The organism is Ruegeria sp. CDSA236 (assembly GCF_059611285.1).
On record NZ_JBXWPG010000016.1, the window covers coordinates 80,096 to 99,707 of the forward strand.

The 19,612-nt window shown below is 59.3% G+C and carries 16 protein-coding genes and 1 tRNA gene; 5 read left to right on the forward strand and 12 right to left on the reverse strand.

The annotated features are described in order from the left end of the window. Positions 1-34 precede the first annotated feature (34 nt). Positions 35-517 carry a MarR family winged helix-turn-helix transcriptional regulator gene (locus AC2FLB_RS19545; RefSeq protein WP_271948203.1) on the reverse strand — a complete coding sequence of 161 codons (483 nt, stop codon included), beginning with the start codon at positions 515-517 and terminating at the stop codon, positions 35-37. A gap of 78 nt (positions 518-595) precedes the next feature. Between AC2FLB_RS19545 and AC2FLB_RS19550 the strand changes: the two genes are divergently transcribed. Together AC2FLB_RS19550 and AC2FLB_RS19555 are read left to right on the forward strand one after the other, a co-directional pair. Next, positions 596-1,477: an EamA family transporter gene (locus tag AC2FLB_RS19550; RefSeq protein WP_496706344.1), complete on the forward strand. Its 882-nt coding sequence runs from the start codon at positions 596-598 to the stop codon at positions 1,475-1,477. Between the two features lie 73 nt (positions 1,478-1,550). Next, complete coding sequence (locus tag AC2FLB_RS19555; RefSeq protein ID WP_496691697.1) at positions 1,551-2,570, forward strand: hypothetical protein; 1,020 nt, start codon at positions 1,551-1,553, stop codon at positions 2,568-2,570. A 145-nt stretch (positions 2,571-2,715) separates the two neighbouring features. On the opposite strand, the gene AC2FLB_RS19560 is transcribed toward AC2FLB_RS19555, so the two are convergent. Beyond that, positions 2,716-2,791 (reverse strand) — tRNA-Trp (locus AC2FLB_RS19560). Positions 2,792-2,934: 143 nt separating this feature from the next. Here AC2FLB_RS19560 and AC2FLB_RS19565 point away from each other — a divergent pair. Continuing rightward, a complete protein-coding gene (locus AC2FLB_RS19565; RefSeq protein WP_496709894.1) occupies positions 2,935-3,642 on the forward strand; it encodes a lysophospholipid acyltransferase family protein in 708 nt (235 codons plus the stop codon). Here the strand turns inward: AC2FLB_RS19565 and AC2FLB_RS19570 are convergent. The 5 genes from AC2FLB_RS19570 to AC2FLB_RS19590 form a co-directional block, all read right to left on the reverse strand. Then, positions 3,639-3,884 (reverse strand): MoaD/ThiS family protein, encoded by a 246-nt coding sequence (locus tag AC2FLB_RS19570; RefSeq protein WP_281972450.1) that lies wholly within the window; start codon positions 3,882-3,884, stop codon positions 3,639-3,641. The genes AC2FLB_RS19565 and AC2FLB_RS19570 overlap by 4 nt on opposite strands. After that, complete coding sequence (locus AC2FLB_RS19575) at positions 3,877-6,132, reverse strand: xanthine dehydrogenase family protein molybdopterin-binding subunit (protein WP_496696213.1); 2,256 nt, start codon at positions 6,130-6,132, stop codon at positions 3,877-3,879. Before AC2FLB_RS19575 ends, AC2FLB_RS19570 begins: the two co-directional genes overlap by 8 nt. Further along, positions 6,132-6,611: a (2Fe-2S)-binding protein gene (locus AC2FLB_RS19580; RefSeq protein ID WP_281972452.1), complete on the reverse strand. Its 480-nt coding sequence runs from the start codon at positions 6,609-6,611 to the stop codon at positions 6,132-6,134. The genes AC2FLB_RS19575 and AC2FLB_RS19580 overlap by 1 nt, the downstream gene beginning before the upstream one ends. Next, the gene (locus AC2FLB_RS19585) at positions 6,608-7,474 is read right to left on the reverse strand and encodes an FAD binding domain-containing protein (RefSeq protein ID WP_496709895.1); all 867 of its coding nucleotides are present in this window, start codon (positions 7,472-7,474) and stop codon (positions 6,608-6,610) included. Before AC2FLB_RS19585 ends, AC2FLB_RS19580 begins: the two co-directional genes overlap by 4 nt. A 128-nt stretch (positions 7,475-7,602) precedes the next feature. Continuing rightward, positions 7,603-10,815 (reverse strand): reductive dehalogenase, encoded by a 3,213-nt coding sequence (locus tag AC2FLB_RS19590; RefSeq protein ID WP_496709896.1) that lies wholly within the window; start codon positions 10,813-10,815, stop codon positions 7,603-7,605. Between the two features lie 76 nt (positions 10,816-10,891). Here AC2FLB_RS19590 and AC2FLB_RS19595 point away from each other — a divergent pair, with 76 nt between their 5' ends. Further along, entirely contained in the window at positions 10,892-11,797 is a 906-nt protein-coding gene (locus tag AC2FLB_RS19595; protein WP_496709897.1) for a LysR family transcriptional regulator, read from the forward strand. On the opposite strand, the gene AC2FLB_RS19600 is transcribed toward AC2FLB_RS19595, so the two are convergent. The 4 genes from AC2FLB_RS19600 to AC2FLB_RS19615 are packed head-to-tail and all read right to left on the reverse strand — an operon-like array spanning position 11,784 to position 17,497. Continuing rightward, positions 11,784-13,052: an NAD(P)/FAD-dependent oxidoreductase gene (locus AC2FLB_RS19600; RefSeq protein ID WP_496709898.1), complete on the reverse strand. Its 1,269-nt coding sequence runs from the start codon at positions 13,050-13,052 to the stop codon at positions 11,784-11,786. The two genes, AC2FLB_RS19595 and AC2FLB_RS19600, sit on opposite strands and share 14 nt — an antisense overlap. Positions 13,053-13,093: 41 nt before the next feature. Further along, positions 13,094-14,128, reverse strand: a complete 1,035-nt coding sequence (locus tag AC2FLB_RS19605; RefSeq protein WP_496709899.1) for an ACP S-malonyltransferase — start codon at positions 14,126-14,128, stop codon at positions 13,094-13,096. Continuing rightward, complete coding sequence (locus AC2FLB_RS19610; protein WP_496709900.1) at positions 14,125-16,317, reverse strand: dehydrogenase E1 component subunit alpha/beta; 2,193 nt, start codon at positions 16,315-16,317, stop codon at positions 14,125-14,127. The genes AC2FLB_RS19605 and AC2FLB_RS19610 overlap by 4 nt, the downstream gene beginning before the upstream one ends. Before the next feature lie 10 nt (positions 16,318-16,327). Beyond that, a complete protein-coding gene (locus tag AC2FLB_RS19615) occupies positions 16,328-17,497 on the reverse strand; it encodes a pyridoxal phosphate-dependent aminotransferase (protein ID WP_496709904.1) in 1,170 nt (389 codons plus the stop codon). A gap of 98 nt (positions 17,498-17,595) precedes the next feature. Here AC2FLB_RS19615 and AC2FLB_RS19620 point away from each other — a divergent pair, with 98 nt between their 5' ends. Next, the gene (locus tag AC2FLB_RS19620; RefSeq protein WP_496709901.1) at positions 17,596-18,489 is read left to right on the forward strand and encodes a LysR substrate-binding domain-containing protein; all 894 of its coding nucleotides are present in this window, start codon (positions 17,596-17,598) and stop codon (positions 18,487-18,489) included. 55 nt (positions 18,490-18,544) lie between these two features. On the opposite strand, the gene AC2FLB_RS19625 is transcribed toward AC2FLB_RS19620, so the two are convergent. Further along, on the reverse strand, positions 18,545-19,612 hold a 1,068-nt coding region (locus AC2FLB_RS19625; protein WP_496709902.1), incomplete at its 5' end, for an acyl-CoA dehydrogenase family protein.

Sequence of the window (19,612 nt, forward strand, 5' to 3'; positions counted from 1 at the left end):
TGGCACCCCGGTCCAGAATGCTTACCTGCCTGGATCAGTCCAGCGTTTCAGACAACGATCTGAGCAGGTGATTGAGCTGATCGCGCTGTTGCAGGGACAAACCCTGAACCAGGCGCTGCTGAGTCTCTACATGATCCGAAACGGCGGCCTCGATCGCTTTGAACCCATTTTGGGTAAGACGGATCAGGAAGCCCCGGCCATCCTCAGGGTTTTGCACTCTTTCGACCATCCCCACCTTAACCAGTTGATCGACGCGATTCGTCATTGTGCCGGACGTCACCATTGTAAGCTCCAAAAGCTCGCCAGGTGAAAGACCCTCTGGCTTGCCAGACCTTCGCAACGTGGCAAGGACATCAAAGCTGGCAGCGTTCATGTCATGAAGAGCCCAAGTATTCTCCATCGCCCTTCGCAACTGAACCGCCAACCGCGTCAGTCGACCAACGGTTTCCATCGGCCCCACATCCAGGTCGGGCCGGGCACTGTTCCACTGCGCGATAATTCGCTCCACATGATCCATGAATTCTGGCTAGCCGAACTTTATCTTGACGTCAAGATTTTGCAATATATCTTGACGTCAAGATAAAAGGGAATCGCCATGAGACACCAAACCGACATCGCCCTAACTGCTGTTGCCCCTTTGATCTGGGGTAGCACCTATTATGTTACGACCGAATTTTTGCCCGTCGGATATCCGATCACGATGGCCGCGCTGCGTGCGCTGCCTGCCGGACTGCTGCTGCTAGTTTTGTCCCGTCAACTTCCAACAGGTCATTGGTGGGGCCGCATATTCATTCTGGGCGCGCTCAATTTCACCGTGTTCTGGACCCTGCTTTTCGTCGCGGCTTACAGGCTCCCCGGTGGGGTCGCAGCCACTGTCGGCGCGGTACAACCTCTTATTGTAGTCTTCCTGTCGGCATTTCTGCTGAACACCCCGGTTGGGCTGAGATCGGTCGGCGCAGCGCTGCTGGGGGTGATCGGCGTCGGGTGCCTTGTCCTCGGAACAGCTATCAATCTTGATACGGTTGGCCTGATCGCTGGACTGGGTGGCGCCCTTTCGATGGGGGCAGGAACTGTCCTGACGCGCAAATGGCAACCGCCAGTGCCGCTGCTGACATTTACCGCTTGGCAACTAACCGCCGGCGGGCTGTTGCTGGTGCCGCTTGCACTGATATTTGAGCCCGCCTTACCAGCGCTTGAAACAAACAGCCTTCTCGGAATTGGATATCTGAGCGTCATCGGGGCTGCCCTGACCTATATCCTGTGGTTCCGAGGCCTCGCCCGGATCGAACCCTCTGCGGTCTCGGCACTTGGCTTTCTCAGCCCGTTATCCGCCGTAATGATTGGTTGGGTCATGCTTGGGCAAAACTTGACCTTTGTGCAGATCGCCGGTGTCTGTATCGTACTTCTGGCGGTCTGGCTGGGGCAAATGGGCAAGCGTACCGGCCGTTCGATTGTCACCATCAGAAAGCCCGCCTGAAACTCCAGGCATCGATGTACGAGTTTTGTGCTAAACTGTGTGCTGTGCAACGCCCCGGCAAGAAAGGTATCACGTGTCAAAAAGCCGAGTAAAACCGCGCTATTTTGCCATCGCCCTGCTGCCGGTATGTGTTTTCGCAATCCATAAACTGATCCAGAACCAAATGATCGCCAATGAACTGGACGTTCCAGTGAACTTTGTGTTGAGCGGTAGCTCTTGGCAGGAAGCCGTTGGTCGGTTTCGGTTTCTTGCCGCGTCCTGGTTCTTTTTATCGCTGGCCTTGTTGCCCGTGGCAGTCTTGTTCCGGACCCTGTCACGCCCGATCGAAAAAAACACCCGGATCGCGGCAATCGCGATTGTAGTCGCCATCGTGTTTCTGGCTCTCGTGCCGACCATTCAAAAGCATATGACCGACCAAAGCCCGCAGATTTACCACCAGATCGGCAAAGCCGTTTTTGAAACAGCATTGTCGCAAGGCACCTTACCGGCATGTTCCGGTTCGGAAGATAGCTGGATGTTTGGGAAATGCGGGCAGGCCCCTGTTCTTTCGCTGTTCAACCGTATTCTGGACCTGGTGAATGCAATGGCCGGCCTTGCGATCGGGTCGCTGATTGTCGGAATGATATTGTGTCTTGGTCGGCATGAATCTCAGGACATCGAAGCAACCGCAGCTGAGCTGGCGCAAAACCTGCGGCAGATGCGGCAGCAGCTCTACCTGTCCAGTCTGGTGCTGACCTTCGGCATGTTCTTTGCCGCAAGCTGGATGTACTGGCCCTTGCCCATGATCGCTGAATCAGAAAGGGCCGCCTATAGCGCATTGCTCAACGCATCGGCCTTGTTCACCGGCACATATTTTTGCTTGCTAATGCTCAGCTACTTTCTTCCCGTGGCAGTCCTTCTGGACGGAAGAATTTCTAACCTCGCTTTGGCTGCCCGAAATCAGGGCGGCACAGACCAGGCATTCGACATTGATGACTGGAGATCGTCGCATAAGCTGACAGAAGGCACAGGTGACATCATCCGCGCCGGCTTCGCCCTGACGGCCCCAATCTTGGCCGCTTTTGCCGGTGGCATATCACCGATTTTGGGTTAGACCGTGATTTGTTGAGCAACCAGAACGCGGTTTATCGCATCGGTCGAATGCTCTGCTGGTCCAAGTTGTAACAGCTAGGCTGCGCAAAGGGTCACGCGTGTCCCATTCCGCCCAAGCTGGCACAAACTTCTGGCAATGGAGAGAATGGCAGGGGCAGCAGGGTTCGAACCCGCGACCTACGGTTTTGGAGACCGTCGCTCTACCAACTGAGCTATACCCCTAAGGTCCGCCTCAAATATGCCAGCCGCGCGGCGGACTCAAGAGGCTTTTTCAGATTCCTCCTCAGTTATGCGCACGACAAACAAGTTGCGTATGGCGTTGAGTTCTATAAGACACGGTTTGATCAATATGAGGGTCACCATTAGTGAGTATCCGCAAGAAAATCGCCGATAGCGAGGCCGTCCTGAATTGGACCGCCCGCCGCATCGCGAGCTATATTCGGATGGTCAACCGCAACACCCAATGGCAACGCATCGGCTATGAAGAGCTGGACCAACTGGCCGATCAGGGCGAGCCGGTCATCGTTGTCCTTTGGCATCAGCGACTGGCACAATCACCCTATTTCTTTCCGTTGGATAAGGGGCGTATCTGCTCGATCACATCTTCGGCACGCGCTGGCAGCATGGTTGGTCGGGTGCAGAAACTGTTCGGCATGGACACCATCGCCATGACCAGCAAAAACGCCAACAACATCGCGGTGTCACGCGAAGTGATCGGCAAGATCAAGCGGGGCATTTCCATCGGTATCGCCGCTGACGGCCCGCGCGGTCCGGAACGGGTGCTGTCGACAGTGCCTCTGGTTTGGGCACGCACCTCGGGCAAGCGGGTCTTCGGTATCACTTATTCCGCCCGCCACGGCAGCGAGGCCGGTACCTGGGATCGCCTGCTGATGCCGCGCCCCTGGCGCAACAAAGGCGTGTTTCTGTGCCGGGAATGGACCGAAAATGTTCCCCGCAAGGCCAGCGAAGAAGAACTCGAGACCCTGCGGTTAAGCCTTGAGGCGCATATGAACGACATCACGGCCGAAGCAGACAGGATGGTCGGGCGCGAACCCTGGTCACCCAAGGGCTAACCGCCGCGCAGCCTTTGCATCAGATACACTTCGCTGCCTTCGGGGATCGGTTCGGTCAGCCCGCTGGCGATCACGCGCCCGTTGATTGAGATGGATACACCGGCATCTATCGGCGCCTGAAGCTGCGGATGTACCCGCGCGAGCGCCTGCAACAACTCGCCGGTGGTTTTAGCCTCGACCTCGACCACCTGCTGACCCCCGGTCAAAGACCGGAGGCCGGACCACAGGTGAACCTCAACCATTGTCCTTGAGCGCCGCCAAAATGCGCGGCGGTGACATTGGCAGTTGTTTCATCCGCACACCCGCAGCGTTCGAAACCGCGTTGGCGATGGCTGCCAGCGGCGGCACGATGCCGGTCTCGCCCACGCCGCGCACCCCAAACGGGTGGCCGGGGTTGGGAACTTCGACGATCACCGTGTCGATCATCGGCAGGTCGCTGGCGACCGGGATGCGATAGTCGAGGAAGATCGAGTTCTGCAGACGACCATCCTCGCCATAGACATATTCCTCGTTCAGCGCCCAGCCGATACCCTGCGCCGCGCCACCCTGATACTGGCCTTCCACATAGGTCGGGTGGATCGCCTTTCCGGCGTCCTGGATGACCGTATAGCGGGTGATGCTGGTCTTGCCGGTTTCCGGGTCGACCTCGGCATCGACGATATGGGTGCCGAAGGACACGCCTGCGCCCTCGGGCGTCGCTTCGAAATGGCCCGAAATCGGACCACCGGTCGCGCCCATATCAGCGGTGATATCGGCCAACGGCATCGGATCGAAATCGCCCGCATTGGGGCCCGAGGGCACCGCGCAGCCGTTTTCCCATTTCACCGCATCTACCGGAATGCCCCACTTGGCCGCTGCGCGCTCGCTCAGCTTTTCAACCGCATGCCGGGCCGCCTTGATCGTGGCCAGACCCGAGGCATAGGTCACGCGCGATCCGTGTGAGACATCGTTATAGCCCAGCGTTGCTGTGTCCGCGATGGTGACCCGGATATTTTCGTAAGGAATGCCCAGCACCTCGGCCGCCATCAGAGCCATCGACGCGCGCGAACCGCCGATATCGGGCGTGCCGACCATCAGCTGGGCCGAACCATCCTCGGACAGGGCAAGCGACACCGATGTCTCGCCGCCGTGGTTGAACCAGAATCCACAGGATATCCCACGCCCCTGCCCTGGTTTCAGTGGCGCAGAATAGTGCGGATGCGCCTTGGCGGCCTCAAGCGTTTCGACCAGACCGATGCGTTCGTAGCGCGGGCCATAGCTGGCCTTCGTACCTTCGTAGGCGGCGTTTTTCAGACGCACATCCACGGGGTCCAGACCCAGTTTCTTGCACAGCTCGTCAATCACCGACTCAACAGCAAAGGCTCCCATCGGTGCACCGGGCGCCCGGTAGGCCGCCTGTTTCGGGCGGTTGGCCATTACGTCATAGCCCACCTGCTTGACGTTAGTCAGGTTATAAGGAGCAAAGGCACACATGGCCGTCATATCACCCGGCGCTCCGGGGAAGGCCCCACCCTGCAGGCGGAACACGCCTTGCGCTGCGGTGATCGTGCCGTCCTTCTTCATCCCGATCTTGATGTCCATCGATGCCGAGGCGGTCGGACCGGTGGCCCGGAACACCTCGGACCGGGTCATCACCAACTTGACCGGACGGTTGGCCTTGCGGCTCAGCGCCAGCGCGACCGGCTCGATGAATACGGTAGTCTTGCCGCCAAAGCCGCCGCCGATCTCGGACGCCGTCACCCGCAGTTGCGATGTTTCGATCCCCAGCAGAGCCGCACAGGTTTTCTGCGCGATCCAGTGCCCTTGGGTGGTGCACCACAGCTCACCCTTGCCGTCATTTCCCAGCGTCGCCAAACAGGCATGAGGTTCGATATAGCCCTGATGGGTTGCCTCGGTGACAAAGCTGTCTTCAACGACCAGATCCGCCTCGGCAAAACCTGCTTCGACATTGCCATGCCCGCTTTCGTGATAGCGCACGACGTTCGGGTGCATCCCTTCGGGCACGGAATAATCCGCCGCCCCCTCGCGTATAACCGGAGCGTCCGGGGCCATCGCTTTGTCGACATCGGTCACATGGGGCAGCACCTCATATTCGACCTCAATCAGCTTGAGTGCATCACGCGCCGACAGCGCCGAAGTTGCCGCAATAGCTGCCACCGCGTGGCCGTCATACAGGGCCTTCTCGCCTGCCATAACGTTTTCCAGCACGTTCCAGAACTCACCTTCAAGACCGGGCTTAAACGGCACCTCAGCGAAATCGTCACGGGTCACAACGGCCTTGACGTCTTTATGCGCTTGGGCCTTGGAGGTGTCGATCTTTACGATCCGCGCATGGGCATGGGGTGAGCGCAGAATAGCCCCGTGCAACATGCCCGGCGCGGTGGCGTCAGCGCCAAATTTCGCGCGCCCCGTGACCTTGTCCAGCCCGTCAGGGCGGTTCGGTCGGGTACCAACGAAAGTGAATTCAGATTTGCGATCGTCGAGTGCCATTACGAAGCCTCCCGCAGTTCAGCCGCTGTATCCATCACGGCGCGAATGATCTTGTCATACCCGGTGCAGCGACACAGGTTACCGGCCAACCAATACCGTGTCTCTTCCTCGGTCGGGTTCGGGTTCTTTTCCAGCAACGATTTGGCCGCGACCAGAATACCGGGGGTACAGATACCGCATTGAAGAGCAGCATATTCAATCATCTTCTTCTGCAGCGGATGCAGAACGTCCCCGTCTGCAAGACCTTCGACGGTCTCGATCTGTTTACCCTCTGCTTCGATCCCAAGCATCAGGCAGGAACAAACCAAACGGCCATCGACAGTTACCGAGCAGGCACCGCAATCGCCGGTGCCGCAGCCTTCTTTCGCACCGGTCAGGTTCAGCTTGTCGCGCAGACAGTCCAGCAGGGTCTCGCGTGGGTCACACAGGTATTCGACCGTGTCACCATTGACGGTGGTGGATACGTGGAACTTGCTCATGCTTGCTCTCCCTTGGCACGGGCATAGGCGATTTTCGCGGCGCGTTTGGCCAGAACCCCGGCCACTTCGGTACGGAATGCGATTGTGCCGCGCTTGTCGTCGATCGGGTTACAGGCAGTAGATGCGGCAGCGGCAAGCGCGTCCAATGCAGCATCGTCAAGGGTGCTGCCCATGATCGCCTTGGCGCAGTCTTCGACAAGCAGAACAGTCGGAGCCACGGCACCCAGAGACACGCGGGCCTCGGTGATGGTATCCCCGTCCAGACGGAGATTCACACCTACGCCAACCACCGCAATATCCATCTCGGTCCTAGGGATGAACCGCAGATAGGCATCACCTCCGTTTTCGCCGCGTGCAGGAATATTGACCGCCGAGATCAGTTCACCCTTAGCCAAGGACGTTCTGCCCGGGCCGGTCGGAATATCTTCGACGGCAACCTCACGGATGCCACCTGGTCCGGTTACTGTCACGGTCACGCCCGCTGCCACCATGGCTGGCACCGAATCCGCCGCAGGCGAGCCATTGCACAGGTTGCCAGTCAGCGTCGCCCGCCCCTGCACCTGAGTCGATCCGATCAAATCCATCGCTTCGACCACGCCGGGCCAGTCGAGGCCCAACCCAGGATGTTCGCTCATTTCCGCACCCGTCGCCGCCACGCCCAGCGTCCAGCTGCCGTTAGCATTGCGGGTGATATCGCTTACGCCATTGATTTTCTTGATGTCTATCAATGTATCAGGCGTCACCAATTCCGAGCGCAACTGCACCAGAACATCGGTGCCACCGGCAAGAAACCGTGTAACGCCATTTGCATTTTCTGCCAGAGCCGACGCCTCGGCAAAGCTGGCAGGGCTGTGATAATCCATGATTTTACCTCGCGCCTGTTGGTCAGGATCCACTGGGGTTCGCAGGGACGTTAGTGCAGCAACACACTGGCGTCCATGGCAAGAACGACCTATTTTTCGATCCCGAAATGTCGTTTCCAGACCTCGGATCAGAGGTCGATCTCGACCACCCCGTCCGGGTCCGCAGCACGGCTTTGGCACAGGATGATTGCGCCTTCGCGCTGCTTGTTCGATAGCACGAAATCCCTGTGCTCGATTTCACCCGAAATCACACCGCATTTACAGACGCCGCAAATTCCGTCCGAACATTTCACGTCGACCTGAATTCCGGCTTCGTTCAGCACCTGCGCCGCGTGTTTGTCAGCGGGAACCTGCAGCTCTCGCCCCGATTTGGCCAGTTTCAGCGTGAAAGAATGGTTCTCATATTCGGGCTGCTCGGGAACGGAGAAATACTCCAGATGCCGCGCCTCGTCTGGGAACCCCTGACGTTCCGCTGCCTGCATCACGCCTTCCATGTACCGATCCGGGCCGCAGGTATAGACGTGCCAACCTGCCTGATATCCCGACAGGATTGACTGTAAATCAGCGCGCGTACCTTCGTCCGAGAAATGATAGTGCACGTGATCGGCCCAGGGCATTGCGGCCAGATCGTCCAGATACCCCGCCCCGGCGCGGGTACTGGCCGAGTAATGCAGGTCAAAGGGTTTGCCCAGACTGTGCAGGCGGTGGGCAAAGGCGATCATCGGCGTGATGCCGATCCCGCCGCCCATCAGGAATGTCCTGGTGGCGGTCTCATCCAGTTCGAAATGGTTGATGGGTTTCGAGATGAAAACCTTGCGCCCTTCGGTAAAAATCCGGTGCAACAGGGCCGAGCCGCCCCGCCCCTCATCCTCGCGCAAGACACCGATCTGATAGGTCGCTGGGTTCGCCGGATTGCCGGACATTGAATATTGCCGCAGGAACTCTGGCGCGACCAGCACGTCCAGATGGGCGCCTGCGGTCCACTGAGGCAGCGGCGCGCCATCCAGCGTCGCGAACTCATATTTGGTCACATCATCCGTCATCCGGTCGACCATGCTCAGCTCGACCCGCATGACAGGGGCATCACCTGCGATCGAATAGTTGTGAACAACAGACATGTCCCCGGCGGCCTTGCGTGCCTTGTACTCCTCTGCCGTGACCATCGCTTCATAAGCTGCAATCCCGGCTTCGCGGTCCATGGCAAAAGGATAGGGCCAGGGATGCGGGGCCAGATAGGCGGGATAGACCGCCAGCGTCTGATCCTCATATTTCAGGGCAAGGTCCGTCTGCAGGTTGCGCCGGTTCAGCGGATGCTGGGTCGGGCGATACGCGCCGTCGGGCTGCAATTCGATATCCCACCACCATTTCTTGGTGTCGTTCAAGCCACCATTGCCCACCGCATCGTCCAGTTTCGCCAGCGCTGGCGCGGCTTGGGGGAAGTTCATCGCGGCCCAACGGAAGGGACGTTCCTTGAAGATGCCTTCCAGATTCCATGGGCAGGTTTTCATGCACCGCCCGCACATCGCACCACCCGATGTTGTCACCCGGTAAGTCGCGCATTTCTGGCTGTCGGACTTCCAGATTTCATAGCCGTTGAACATCAGTTTTGGCCCGGCGGTGATCGCCCCCGAGGGGCATTCTCGCGCGCATTTGTTGCAGCTTTCACAAAAACTCTGCAGTCCGAAATCTATCGGCTTGTCATGAGCCAGAGGCATATCTGTTGTGACCGCACCGGATTTCAGACGCGGGCCCAAATAGGGGTTCAGGATGACCTCGCCAATCCGGCTGACCTCTCCCAGTCCCGACAACAGCAAAAGCGGAGGCTGCAGCACCTCGCCATCCATCACCGTATGGGCCTTTGCCTTGTACCCAAGGTTGCGGATCTGCTGTGCAACGACCCCACCCAAAAGCGAGAACCGCAGATAGGCGCGCATGGATTGGGCCACTGCAATCCAGTCGTCACCACTGGACCCTTCCATGGTCTCGTAACCCTGATCAATGATCATGCTGATGGCTTGATCATGCGGCGGCGTGATCTCTTCTCCGGCAGCATCATGTGAATACCACGCCCAATCGGGGCACCGGCTGAGACCGACGGCATCCGCACCCAGAAAATAGGTCGCGGCCTTGATATTGGCGGCGTTCCGGGCGGCATCTGTCGGTGGCGTGGTCTGGGCACTGTCGCCATCCTGCAGCAGAACAAACGCGCCCAGCGCGCGCCGTTGCGCGAAACTGGGGGCCGCCTTGCGCACATAATGCCCACCCTTGGCGGCGTCCTGCAGAGTCTTACCCATGTCGCCGAATTGCGCCCGGGCAAACATGTCAGCCCGTTTGGGGACGCGTGCAACGTTTTCCTCGTCAATATAAGTTGTCGGCGTTTCGACACGCTTAAGCTTTTCGAAGGGATGCGCGCCGTCGACATAGCGCCGTTTGGCATAGGAGTCTCGGTTCAACGCATTCTTGGCAAAACCCGCCCCCAACCACCATGCCGGCCCTTGTGTGCGAAACCGCGGTTGCTGGGCCATCGGGCACAGCGGGCGGTCATGGGCGATCTCCATCTCGGTCGTCACTACGGCCAGCCCGAACCGAGTCCCAAGCCAAGGGGCGACAAGCTTTCCGCCTTCAACCGCGGCAAGACCCGCAGCGACCGCCAGTTTGCCCAGATCAACGTCCGACGACATCGCCGTATGCGCCCGCGCATCAAAGCCAAGCAGGCGGATGTAGTTGGCAATAACCACCGCATTTTCGGTCGCCAACAAACAAGCGCGATGGTCCTGCGCATCCGCGATCCAATCGGCTCCGGGCTCGGACGGGTCCGGGTCACGGTTGTGTTCATATAGGAACACGATTCCATGGCGGTGGCTGTCGATTGGCTTGGGCGCAGCCTCGATACTGTCCTTCAAATCCGCCATGATGACATCAATGCCCGAGGCCAGCGTCTTGGTTTGCCGTGTCCTCAGGGCATCAGCCAGCCGGTCGATATCAGGGTTGCGGCGCAGCTCGGGCAACAGTGCTTCGGGCGGCAGTGGTCCGCACCCAATCATCGACGCATCGTTGAAATAACCAAAGGCTTTCAGATGGTTGGCGCGCGCATTCGGATCTGACGGGATATCGCCCATTGCCGGGTTCACCAACCCGTCGCGGATCGCATCCATCATCGCCTGAAACTCACCCATCGCATTGACGATGCTGTGGGGCTGATCGGGTCGGCGAAAGCTAAGATCGCCCATAGGCGTCACCTGAGACAGGTCCGGCATTGTGTCCTGCCGCGCCAACCGCTCTAGCGGGTAGCCGCCCATATGAACTGGCCTGTTCCGGTCTGAAAAGAAACGGATTCCCATAGCGTGCCTCCCCTTGCCCGTCTGACCCTTAATGCCCGGTAGACAGCAATACCATTCATACTTAATCATAAATAATATGAATAAAAATGATTTCACTGATTTGGACGGCAAAGTCCTGCGGGTCTTTCTGACAATACTCGAGGAAAGCTCGGTCTCGAAAGCAGCCGATCGGCTGGGGGTCACGCAATCGGCAATCAGCCACACGCTGTCCAAACTGCGGCAGGTGCTGGGCGATCCGTTGTTTGTACGTTCAGGTCAGGGCCTGACCCCGACCGAACGGGCCTTGTCCCTGAAGGACCCTATTCAAACGGTGCTGGACGGGATGCGTGCCTTGACCGACGGTCGCCCCTTTGACCCGTTATCCGAACAGATCGACATTCGCATCGCCACAAATGACATGCCACGCGAAGTGATATTCCCAAGGCTGTTGCGCGACACACGCGCCGAGGGTGCACGGCTACGGTTGGAGTTCATCCCATCGGGCGTTCCCGATCCGGACCTGTTGCGCAGCGACCGGTGTCAGTTGATGGTCACCCCTATGCCGCCGGATGGGCCGGACATTTACCAGAAACGGCTGTTCGAAAGCCCGCTGATGATGTTCTTCGACGCCGCCCATTGCACCCCGCCAGACAGCTGGCAGACCTATTGCGACAGCGACCATATCGAGGTGCGCTTTGCCGATGGCCGCAATGCCCGTGCCGTCATGCGGGGTGTTGATCAAAGCCAGATCAGAGCGCCGATTGTTACCCTGCCCCATTTCAACGCGATACCAGCCTTTGTGCGGGGCAGCTCGTTGATCTCGACCGATACCGCCTTGATGAGACAAGGTCCTCTGGCCGGGTTGGACTGTGCGCATTTGCCCTTCGAATGCACCCCGGTTCCGCTTTACATGGTCTGGCACCAAAGGTCGGCCAATGACCCGGCGCATCGTTGGCTGCGCAGAAGGATCGAAGCCATAGCAGCTGACATCAGCGCGCCTTGATCAAATGGGTCAGTGCAGCACCGGTTTCAAAGTAGGCGTGACGCAGGCGGGTCCAGCGTTCAGTATGTTCCGCCACAGCGGGAACTGGCAGCAACGCCGGATCCCCTGCCAAAAGGCTCTCAGCCGCCATACGGCCAAACACCGTGCCCGGCCCGATACCCCGGCCTGAATAGCCATGGATCGAAACCGCATCCGGTCCGATCCGGGTGATCTTGGGAATGTGGTCCGAGGTCATCGCAATGCGGCCATGCCATCCCTGCTGCAAGGGTTGATCCGCAAGCTGAGGATAAAGCTCTGACAGTTTGCGCTTGATCCATCCGGTATGCGCGGCGCTGCCCGCATGTTCTAGATTGCCCATTGCGCCGAGGATAAAGCGCCCGTCGTGATCCATTCGGAAAGAGGTCATAATCAGGCCGGTATCCCAACATCCTTCGGCTCCGGGAAGAATACTCGCGCGCAGGTTGTCGGACAATGGCGCAGTAGCGAATTGAAAATACGAGACAGGAACATAGGCCGGCGACGTGTCGGGCAGGTTCCGATGATACGCGTTGGTGGCCTGGATCACTGATTTGGCGCGCACCGTGGCCTGCGGGGTTTCCAACAGCCACTGGCCATCGACATGGCGCATCGTCATCACTGGGCTGTGCGTGTGAACGCGTGCCCCGATTGCGACAGCCGCGCGGGCCAGACCACGCACATATGCCATCGGCTGGATCGTTCCGGCGCGCGGGTCGAACAGAGCTCCACGAAAGGTGGCGCTGCCCGTGCGCTGGTACGTCTTGTCCGACGACAGCAACTCGACCGGAGCGCCTGCCTGACGCAACTGTGCATGGCGTATTTTCAAATCAGCAAGACCAGAGCCAGAATGCGCACAATGCAACGTGCCCGCGCGCATCGGCTCGCACTCGATCCCATGTGTCTGGATCACGCTGAATACTTCACTTGGGGCCGCCGCAAGGATTTCGATCAGACGTGTTCCGGCCGCATCCCCCAGATGAGCGCAGATTTCCGCAGGGCGTACCCAGAGCCCAGCATTAACCAGCCCCACATTGCGCCCAGACCCCCCATGCCCGATCTCTTGCGCTTCAAGCACACAGACCGAGGCACCGGCCCGTGCGGCCGTCAAAGCCGCGGAACAGCCAGTATAACCGCCGCCGATCACCGCAAGGTCCACAGACAAATCGCTGGTCAGCGGGGCGCTCTCCACATGCTCGCGGCAGGTGTGTAGCCAAAGGGATTGATCGTAGTCGCTCAATGCGGACTCCTTGCGGTGTCAAAAACCATTAGGACGCGGGATCAGGTCGTCGCAAGAGCCCTTTGATCCTCACGCCCCATCGCGATCAGGAAAGGCCGCGCCTCTTGCTGCGACTGAAACGCTGCCCGATCGCACATCCCCTGCCACCCGGCCAGAACCAGCGATTGCGCAACGGCACCGCCCAAAGTCGCTCCGGGGCCTGTCACGATGAACAGGTCAGGCGCGAATTCGCGCGCGGCGGTCTGGATTGCGTGGGTGAAGTCATAGGCCGCGGTCACCTGATGCCCCAGGGTGTAATCCCACAGTGCCTGCGTGTCCGTCGCACCCGGCCACCAGATTTTGCCACGCCCGTCGATCAGAGGCCGGTCAGGCTGTTTGAACAGCTCCGCACCAAGTTGCGTGCGCCCTTCCGCAGCCACTGGAGCTTGAAGGTGGGTGTGAAATGCGGCGTGATTTGCCAACCTCATGGGGAACCTGTCTTGCACACTCGGCCACGATGCCTCGAACGCGCGCAAGCCCTCTTCGTTACCCGCTAGAACCAGCATTCCGCCCAAATCAATCGACAATGCCAGCACCTGACCGTCCTGCGCGTTGATCTGCGCCACATCCGCCAGCAATTCAGCCTTACGCTGAGGATCAGCCACCCAGCTATCGTCTGAAAACGGGTATACGAGCTGCCCACCAATTAGGTGGTCTTGCATCAGCGTCCCCATTGTGTTCACCACACGAAAGCCATTCTCGGGCGACACCGCGCCTCCGACGGCGAGGGCGATGTACCAGCCCATCGAGTTGCCGGTGACAGCCACCACTTCAATGTCATCGGCCAGCACCTGAGCATCAGCCAGAGATGCCGCGTAGATCAGAGGTGAGGCCACATCTCCACGCGAATACTTGCTGACCGTGAACCGATCGGCACCGTCCAGCGCCGTGACTGCCGCTTGCCCCGCATTGGCGCGGATGGCGTCAAACCCGCCAATCATCTGCATCCGGTTTGCGTGATGACGGTGCAAATACCCCAGCTCGGCCTTGTTATAGGTGCCCCGACCCGGGCAGATCACGACGGCAGTGCGGGTCATGAGCGGTTTCCAGTCAGATTGAGCGCAGCGGCGACAATATTATCCTTTGACGGCAATGGCGCAGCATATGCAGGCCCGGTCGCGATAAAGCTGTCTTCTGCCACTACCCGGGCGATTGGGGTGCCGGGGCTTTCTTCGACGAAGAAAGTTGTCAGCGCCTCTGACTGGCTTCCAGTCCGGCGGCATTCGTCAACGACCAGAATATGCGCACAGGTTTTGGTGGCCTCGCGCAACGCTTCTGCAGGTAATGGAGCCAACCATCGCATGTCGATAATCCGGGTTCGGATTCCTGCGGCCTCAAGTTCGGGCAAGGCTTGCTGCGACAGGTAGTGGCCGTTGCCATAGGTCACAATCGCCAGATCGGTGCCGTCCCCCTGTACCCCGACCTCGCCCAGGCGGATGCTGCGATCCGGTGAAGGATAGGTCGTCATCCATCCGGCATCTTGTGCCTGATGGAGGTCGCGCATCGGATAAAGCGCAATGGGTTCCAGGAATACCACGACGCGCTGCTCTTCGCGGGCCAGCCTTAAGCCTTCTCGAAGCATCTGCACCGCGTCCGAACCGGTCGAGGGGCAGGCAATGATCACACCCGGAATATCGCGCAGAACGGCCAGAGAGTTGTCGTTGTGGAAATGCCCCCCGAAACCCTTCTGATATCCCAGCCCGGCGATCCGCAGGACCATCGGATTGGTAAATTGCCCGTTCGAGAAAAAGGGCAAGGTCGCGGCCTCGCCCCTGATCTGGTCCTCGGCATTGTGGAGATAGGCCAGAAACTGAATTTCAGGGATCGGGACAAAGCCGTTATGCCCCATACCGATGGCCAGCCCCAGGATGGACTGTTCGTCCAACAGCGTGTCGATCACCCGATCCGGGCCGAACCGCTGTTGCAGCTTTTGGGTCACGCCATAGACGCCACCCTTGCGTCCCACATCTTCGCCCATGCACACGATCTCGGCGTGTTCCAGCATTAGATCGGTCAGTGCCCAGTTGATCAGACGGCTCATCGGCTGGGGATCGTCCATCGCGCGCATGTCGCCGCCAAAGGCGGCTGCACGGGCCTCGGCCCCCGGACCATTGGTGGGTTTGCAGGTGCGTTTCGGCGGGATCAGGCTGGCCATGACCTCGGACGCGGTGGTCAGATGTGGGCGGGTCACGGCCTCTGCCGCGATCCTGTCGGTGCGGGCGCAGGTATCCTGATATATCTTCAGCGCCTGATCCGACGATAGCGCCCCGGCCTGATCCAACAGCCGCACCGAATGCAGCAGCGGATCATTTGCCTCATCAGCTTCGACTTCGGATTTCGCCATATAGGTCGTCGGGACGTCCGCCCCCGCATGGCCATAAAGCCGAACGGTTCTTAGATGCAGGAAAGCCGGCTTGCGCCGAGTGCGCACGTATTCCGCCGCCTCTTTCGCAACCGCATAGGTTTCGAAAATATCCAAACCGTTGGCCTGAAAATATTTGATCCCCGGCCGGTGCTGCATCGACGCTTGAACCCATCCCTTTGGCGTTCTGACCGAGATACCGATCCCATTATCCTCACAGACGAACAACAGGGGCAAAGGGGTCGACTGTACGCTGGTCCACCCCGCCGTATTGATCGCCCCCTGCGCAGTCGAGTGGTTGGCCGATGCGTCCCCGAAGGAACACATGGCGATCCCGTCCGTAGGCAGCTCACGATGCTCGGGCGGGTGCCGCCGCGCCGCGCCAATCGAATAGGCCGCACCCACGGCCTTGGGCAGATGGCTGGCGATGGTCGAGGTCTGCGGCGGGATCATCAGCGCCTTTGAACCCAGCACCTTGTGCCGGCCACCCGAGATCGGGTCCTCTTTCGAGCAGGCGAAACTCAGCAACATATCCCAGGCGATTTGCTGGCCCGGCACTTGTTCGGAACGTGCGATCTGAAAGGCGGCATCCCGGTAGTGCAGAAACGCGATATCCGTGGGCCGCAGCGCGTGGGCGACAGCCGCCATGCCTTCGTGGCCGGACGAGCCGATCGTGTAGAACCCCTGCCCCGCCTTCTGCATCGCGCGGCTGGTCCGGTCCAACGCCCGGCTGAGAACCTGCGACCGGTACAGCGACACCGCCTCGGTATTGCTAAGTCCGGGGCGCGGGGCTGCGCCGTCAGGCAGGTGGCCTTGCGCCACACGTGTCAGGAAATTCTCATGAACGATCTGAGCGCGATCCATGGCGGCCCCTCTACTTCAATCTGGCGGTCGCAACAGAAATGCGCCGCAACCCTTCTTGCAGGCTTTCGGTGGCGTAAGCAAAAGAAAGCCGCAGATGGCCCGGCAAACCAAAGGCACGCCCCGGCACCAGTGCCACCCCGACTTCGTCCAGCAGATACCGGCAGAATTCGTGATCGACTGGCATTTCAGCCGGTGTTTTGGGAAAGACATAGAACGCGCCATCTGGAACGGCACACTCCAGACCCGCGGCATTCAACCCAGCAACCACAAGATCACGGCGCGCCCGCATCGCCTGCAGGCGTTCGCCCAAAAGCGTTTGCGGCCCGGTAATCGCAGCCAATGCTGCCGCCTGTGCGATGGAACATGCGCCTGATGTAATCTGCCCCTGAACAGCAATCATCGCCCTGATCAGGGGGGACGGCCCGATGCCCCAACCGATCCGCCACCCGGTCATCGAATAGGCCTTGGAAACTCCGTTCACGGTCAGCACTCTATCCGCCAGATGCGGCAGGGCCTGAACAAAGGGCGTGAACGGGGCATAGGACAGGTGCTGATAAATCTCATCCGAGATCACCCAGACATGGGGATGCCTGTCCAAGACGCGGCCCAACGCCTGCAGTTCCGATTCTGAATAGACGGCGCCGGTCGGATTTGAGGGAGTGTTCAGCAAAAGCCAACGGGTGCGCGGCGTAATCGCGGCCTCAAGCTGTGCGGGGGTCAGTTTGAACCCCTGAGACACAGGACAGTCCAGCACAACCGGAATACCGCCGGACAGTCTGACCATATCCGCATAGCTGGTCCAGAACGGCGCGGCGGTGATCACCTCATCCCCGGGGTCCAGCGTTGCCATCAGCGCGCCCGACAAAACCTGTTTGGCCCCAGTTGAGACGATCACGTTTTGCGACTGCACACCGGCGTCCTCAGCTATGGCCGCCCGCAAATCTGGCACCCCTGCCGTCGCCGGGTACCGTGTTTGCCCGGCCAGCGCCGCTTGATGGGCCGCTTCGACCACATGTTCAGGGGTCGGAAAATCAGGCTCGCCAGTACTGAGCGCGACCACATCGACACCCTGTGCCTTTAGGCGTGCAGCCTGCTCAGAGATCTGAACAATCTCTGACAACTCAATCCCGCGCAGCCTGTCTGCACGCCTAAAACTATCTGCTGCGATTTCCCTGGACACTGCCAACGTCTCTCTTGACCAAAATATTCATTTGGTATCGGGCTGGCGGGCCCTAAAAGCCAGTGATATTCCATCCGAAAGGTATGAGGAATTATCATATGATCGCCCCCCGTCGTTTTCTGCCGTCTATCCCCTCTCTGCTGGCACTCGAGGCCGTTGACCGCCTTGGCAGTGCTTCAGCGGCAGCGGAAGAGCTTTCGCTGACCCAAAGCGCCATCAGCCGACAGCTCAAGTCGATGGAGGAACAGCTGGGCATCGAACTGATCCAGCGAACCCAGATGCGGCTGCAGCTTACCCCGGCGGCAAAAGAATACGTTCAGGTCGCGCGCAAAAGCTTGCACCAACTGGCGCAGGCCTCCCTAAAACTCAGAGCCAATCCGACCGGAGGATCGCTGAACCTGTCGATCCTGCCAGCGTTTGGGATGCATTGGCTGGCGCCGCGTCTTCAGGACTTTGCCCGCCGACATCCCGAGGTGACCGTCAATCTAAACACCCGGCTTCGCCCCTTCGATTTCGAAACGGAACATTTCGACGCCGCGATTCATTTCGGGCGTCGAGATTGGCACGGCGTCAACTACCTGCCGATCATGCGTGAAAACGTTGTACCGGTCTGCGCTCCGGAAATTCTGCCAAAAAAACCCAAACAGATTGACTGGCTAATGAATGCCCCGCTGCTGCACCTGGAAACGCGCCCTGATGCCTGGGAGCAATGGTTTGCCGCACAAGGGCTTGTGGCATCAGGGCTTGGCGGCATGATGTTCGACCAATTCTCGACTATGGGACAAGCCACAATTCATGGGCTTGGGGTGGCGCTGCTGCCCAGCTATCTGGTCGAAGACGACCTGAAAACCGGGCGACTCGTTCCCGCCTGGAAAGGCCCAGGCGTCAGTCTGGGCGATTTCTTTCTGGTCTGGCCGCAATCCCGGGTGGCATCCGAGCCGCTGAAGTCGTTCTGTTCTTGGCTGCAAGGCCAAGTCGACCAAATCTCGTGACCGGGCCATTCCGACCACCCTAGAAAACTGCGGGGAGGGAGCGTTCCGAACAGGATTATGTGTCCAACGACCGAGCAATGAGTTCCTTCATGATCTCATTTGTCCCGCCATAGATCATCTGAACCCGCGCATCCGCGTAAAGCCGAGCAATCGGATATTCCATCATGAACCCATAGCCACCAAACAGCTGCAGACATTCGTGCATGATCTCATTCTGCACCTCAGACCCCCAGTATTTGGCCATCGACGCGGTCGATGCATCCAAAGTTCCAGCCTCAAGCCGGGCAATACAGTCGTTGACAAAACTGCGCAGCACTTCGGCCTTGGTTTTACACTCGGCAAGCTTGAAGCGGGTATTCTGGAAATCCATCACGCGCTGACCGAAGGCTTTGCGCTCCTGCGTGTATTTCACTGTTTCGGCAATCGCGAAATCAATCGCACCCAGGGCACCGATTGCAATCGTCAGGCGTTCCCAGGGAAGTTGCCGCATCATCTGGTAAAAACCCTGCCCCTCTTCCGCACCAATCAGGTTTGTCATCGGGACCTTGACGTCCTCAAAGAACAGCTCGGCCGTGTCATTGGACTTCATGCCCAGTTTCTTGAGGTTCCGCCCCTTGCGGAACCCATCTGCGCCCTGCGTTTCGACCCCGACCAACGATACCCCTTTCGACCCTTGGGTCTTGTCGGTCTTTGCGGCCACAAGGATCAAGTCCGCAGATTGCCCATTGGTGATAAAGATCTTGGACCCGTTCAGACAGTATGAGTTACCGTTCTTTTCCGCAGTTGTGCGGATCGACTGCACATCCGAACCGGTTCCGGGCTCTGTCATGGCCAGCGCGCCGACCATCTCGCCCGAGGCGAGTTTCGGCAGCCATTTCAACTTTTGATCTTCGCTGCCATAAGCGGTGATATAGTGGATGACAATCGACTGGATCGCATAGCCCCAACCGGAATCTCCGTGCGAGGTCTGGGCGTACATGGTCAGCGCATCAAATCCCATGCCACCACCGACACCGCCGTGTTCTTCGGTGATCGCGCCAGCCATCAGTCCCATGTCACCGGCTTTGCGCCAGAACGCACGATCAACAACCCCGTTTTCGGTCCAGCGCTCGATATTGGGCAC

What these genes read in the sequence shown, in the direction of transcription:
- AC2FLB_RS19570 (WP_281972450.1), bottom strand. Translation starts at nt 3,884, where the DNA reads ATGGTTGAGGTTCACCTGTGGTCCGGCCTCCGGTCTTTGACCGGGGGT.
- AC2FLB_RS19585 (WP_496709895.1), bottom strand. Translation starts at nt 7,474, where the DNA reads ATGGATTATCACAGCCCTGCCAGCTTTGCCGAGGCGTCGGCTCTGGCA.
- AC2FLB_RS19550 (WP_496706344.1), top strand. Translation starts at nt 596, where the DNA reads ATGAGACACCAAACCGACATCGCCCTAACTGCTGTTGCCCCTTTGATC.
- AC2FLB_RS19605 (WP_496709899.1), bottom strand. Translation starts at nt 14,128, where the DNA reads ATGACCCGCACTGCCGTCGTGATCTGCCCGGGTCGGGGCACCTATAAC.
- AC2FLB_RS19575 (WP_496696213.1), bottom strand. Translation starts at nt 6,132, where the DNA reads ATGGCACTCGACGATCGCAAATCTGAATTCACTTTCGTTGGTACCCGA.
- AC2FLB_RS19610 (WP_496709900.1), bottom strand. Translation starts at nt 16,317, where the DNA reads ATGGATCGCGCTCAGATCGTTCATGAGAATTTCCTGACACGTGTGGCG.
- AC2FLB_RS19545 (WP_271948203.1), bottom strand. Translation starts at nt 517, where the DNA reads ATGGATCATGTGGAGCGAATTATCGCGCAGTGGAACAGTGCCCGGCCC.
- AC2FLB_RS19590 (WP_496709896.1), bottom strand. Translation starts at nt 10,815, where the DNA reads ATGGGAATCCGTTTCTTTTCAGACCGGAACAGGCCAGTTCATATGGGC.
- AC2FLB_RS19580 (WP_281972452.1), bottom strand. Translation starts at nt 6,611, where the DNA reads ATGAGCAAGTTCCACGTATCCACCACCGTCAATGGTGACACGGTCGAA.
- AC2FLB_RS19620 (WP_496709901.1), top strand. Translation starts at nt 17,596, where the DNA reads ATGATCGCCCCCCGTCGTTTTCTGCCGTCTATCCCCTCTCTGCTGGCA.
- AC2FLB_RS19595 (WP_496709897.1), top strand. Translation starts at nt 10,892, where the DNA reads ATGAATAAAAATGATTTCACTGATTTGGACGGCAAAGTCCTGCGGGTC.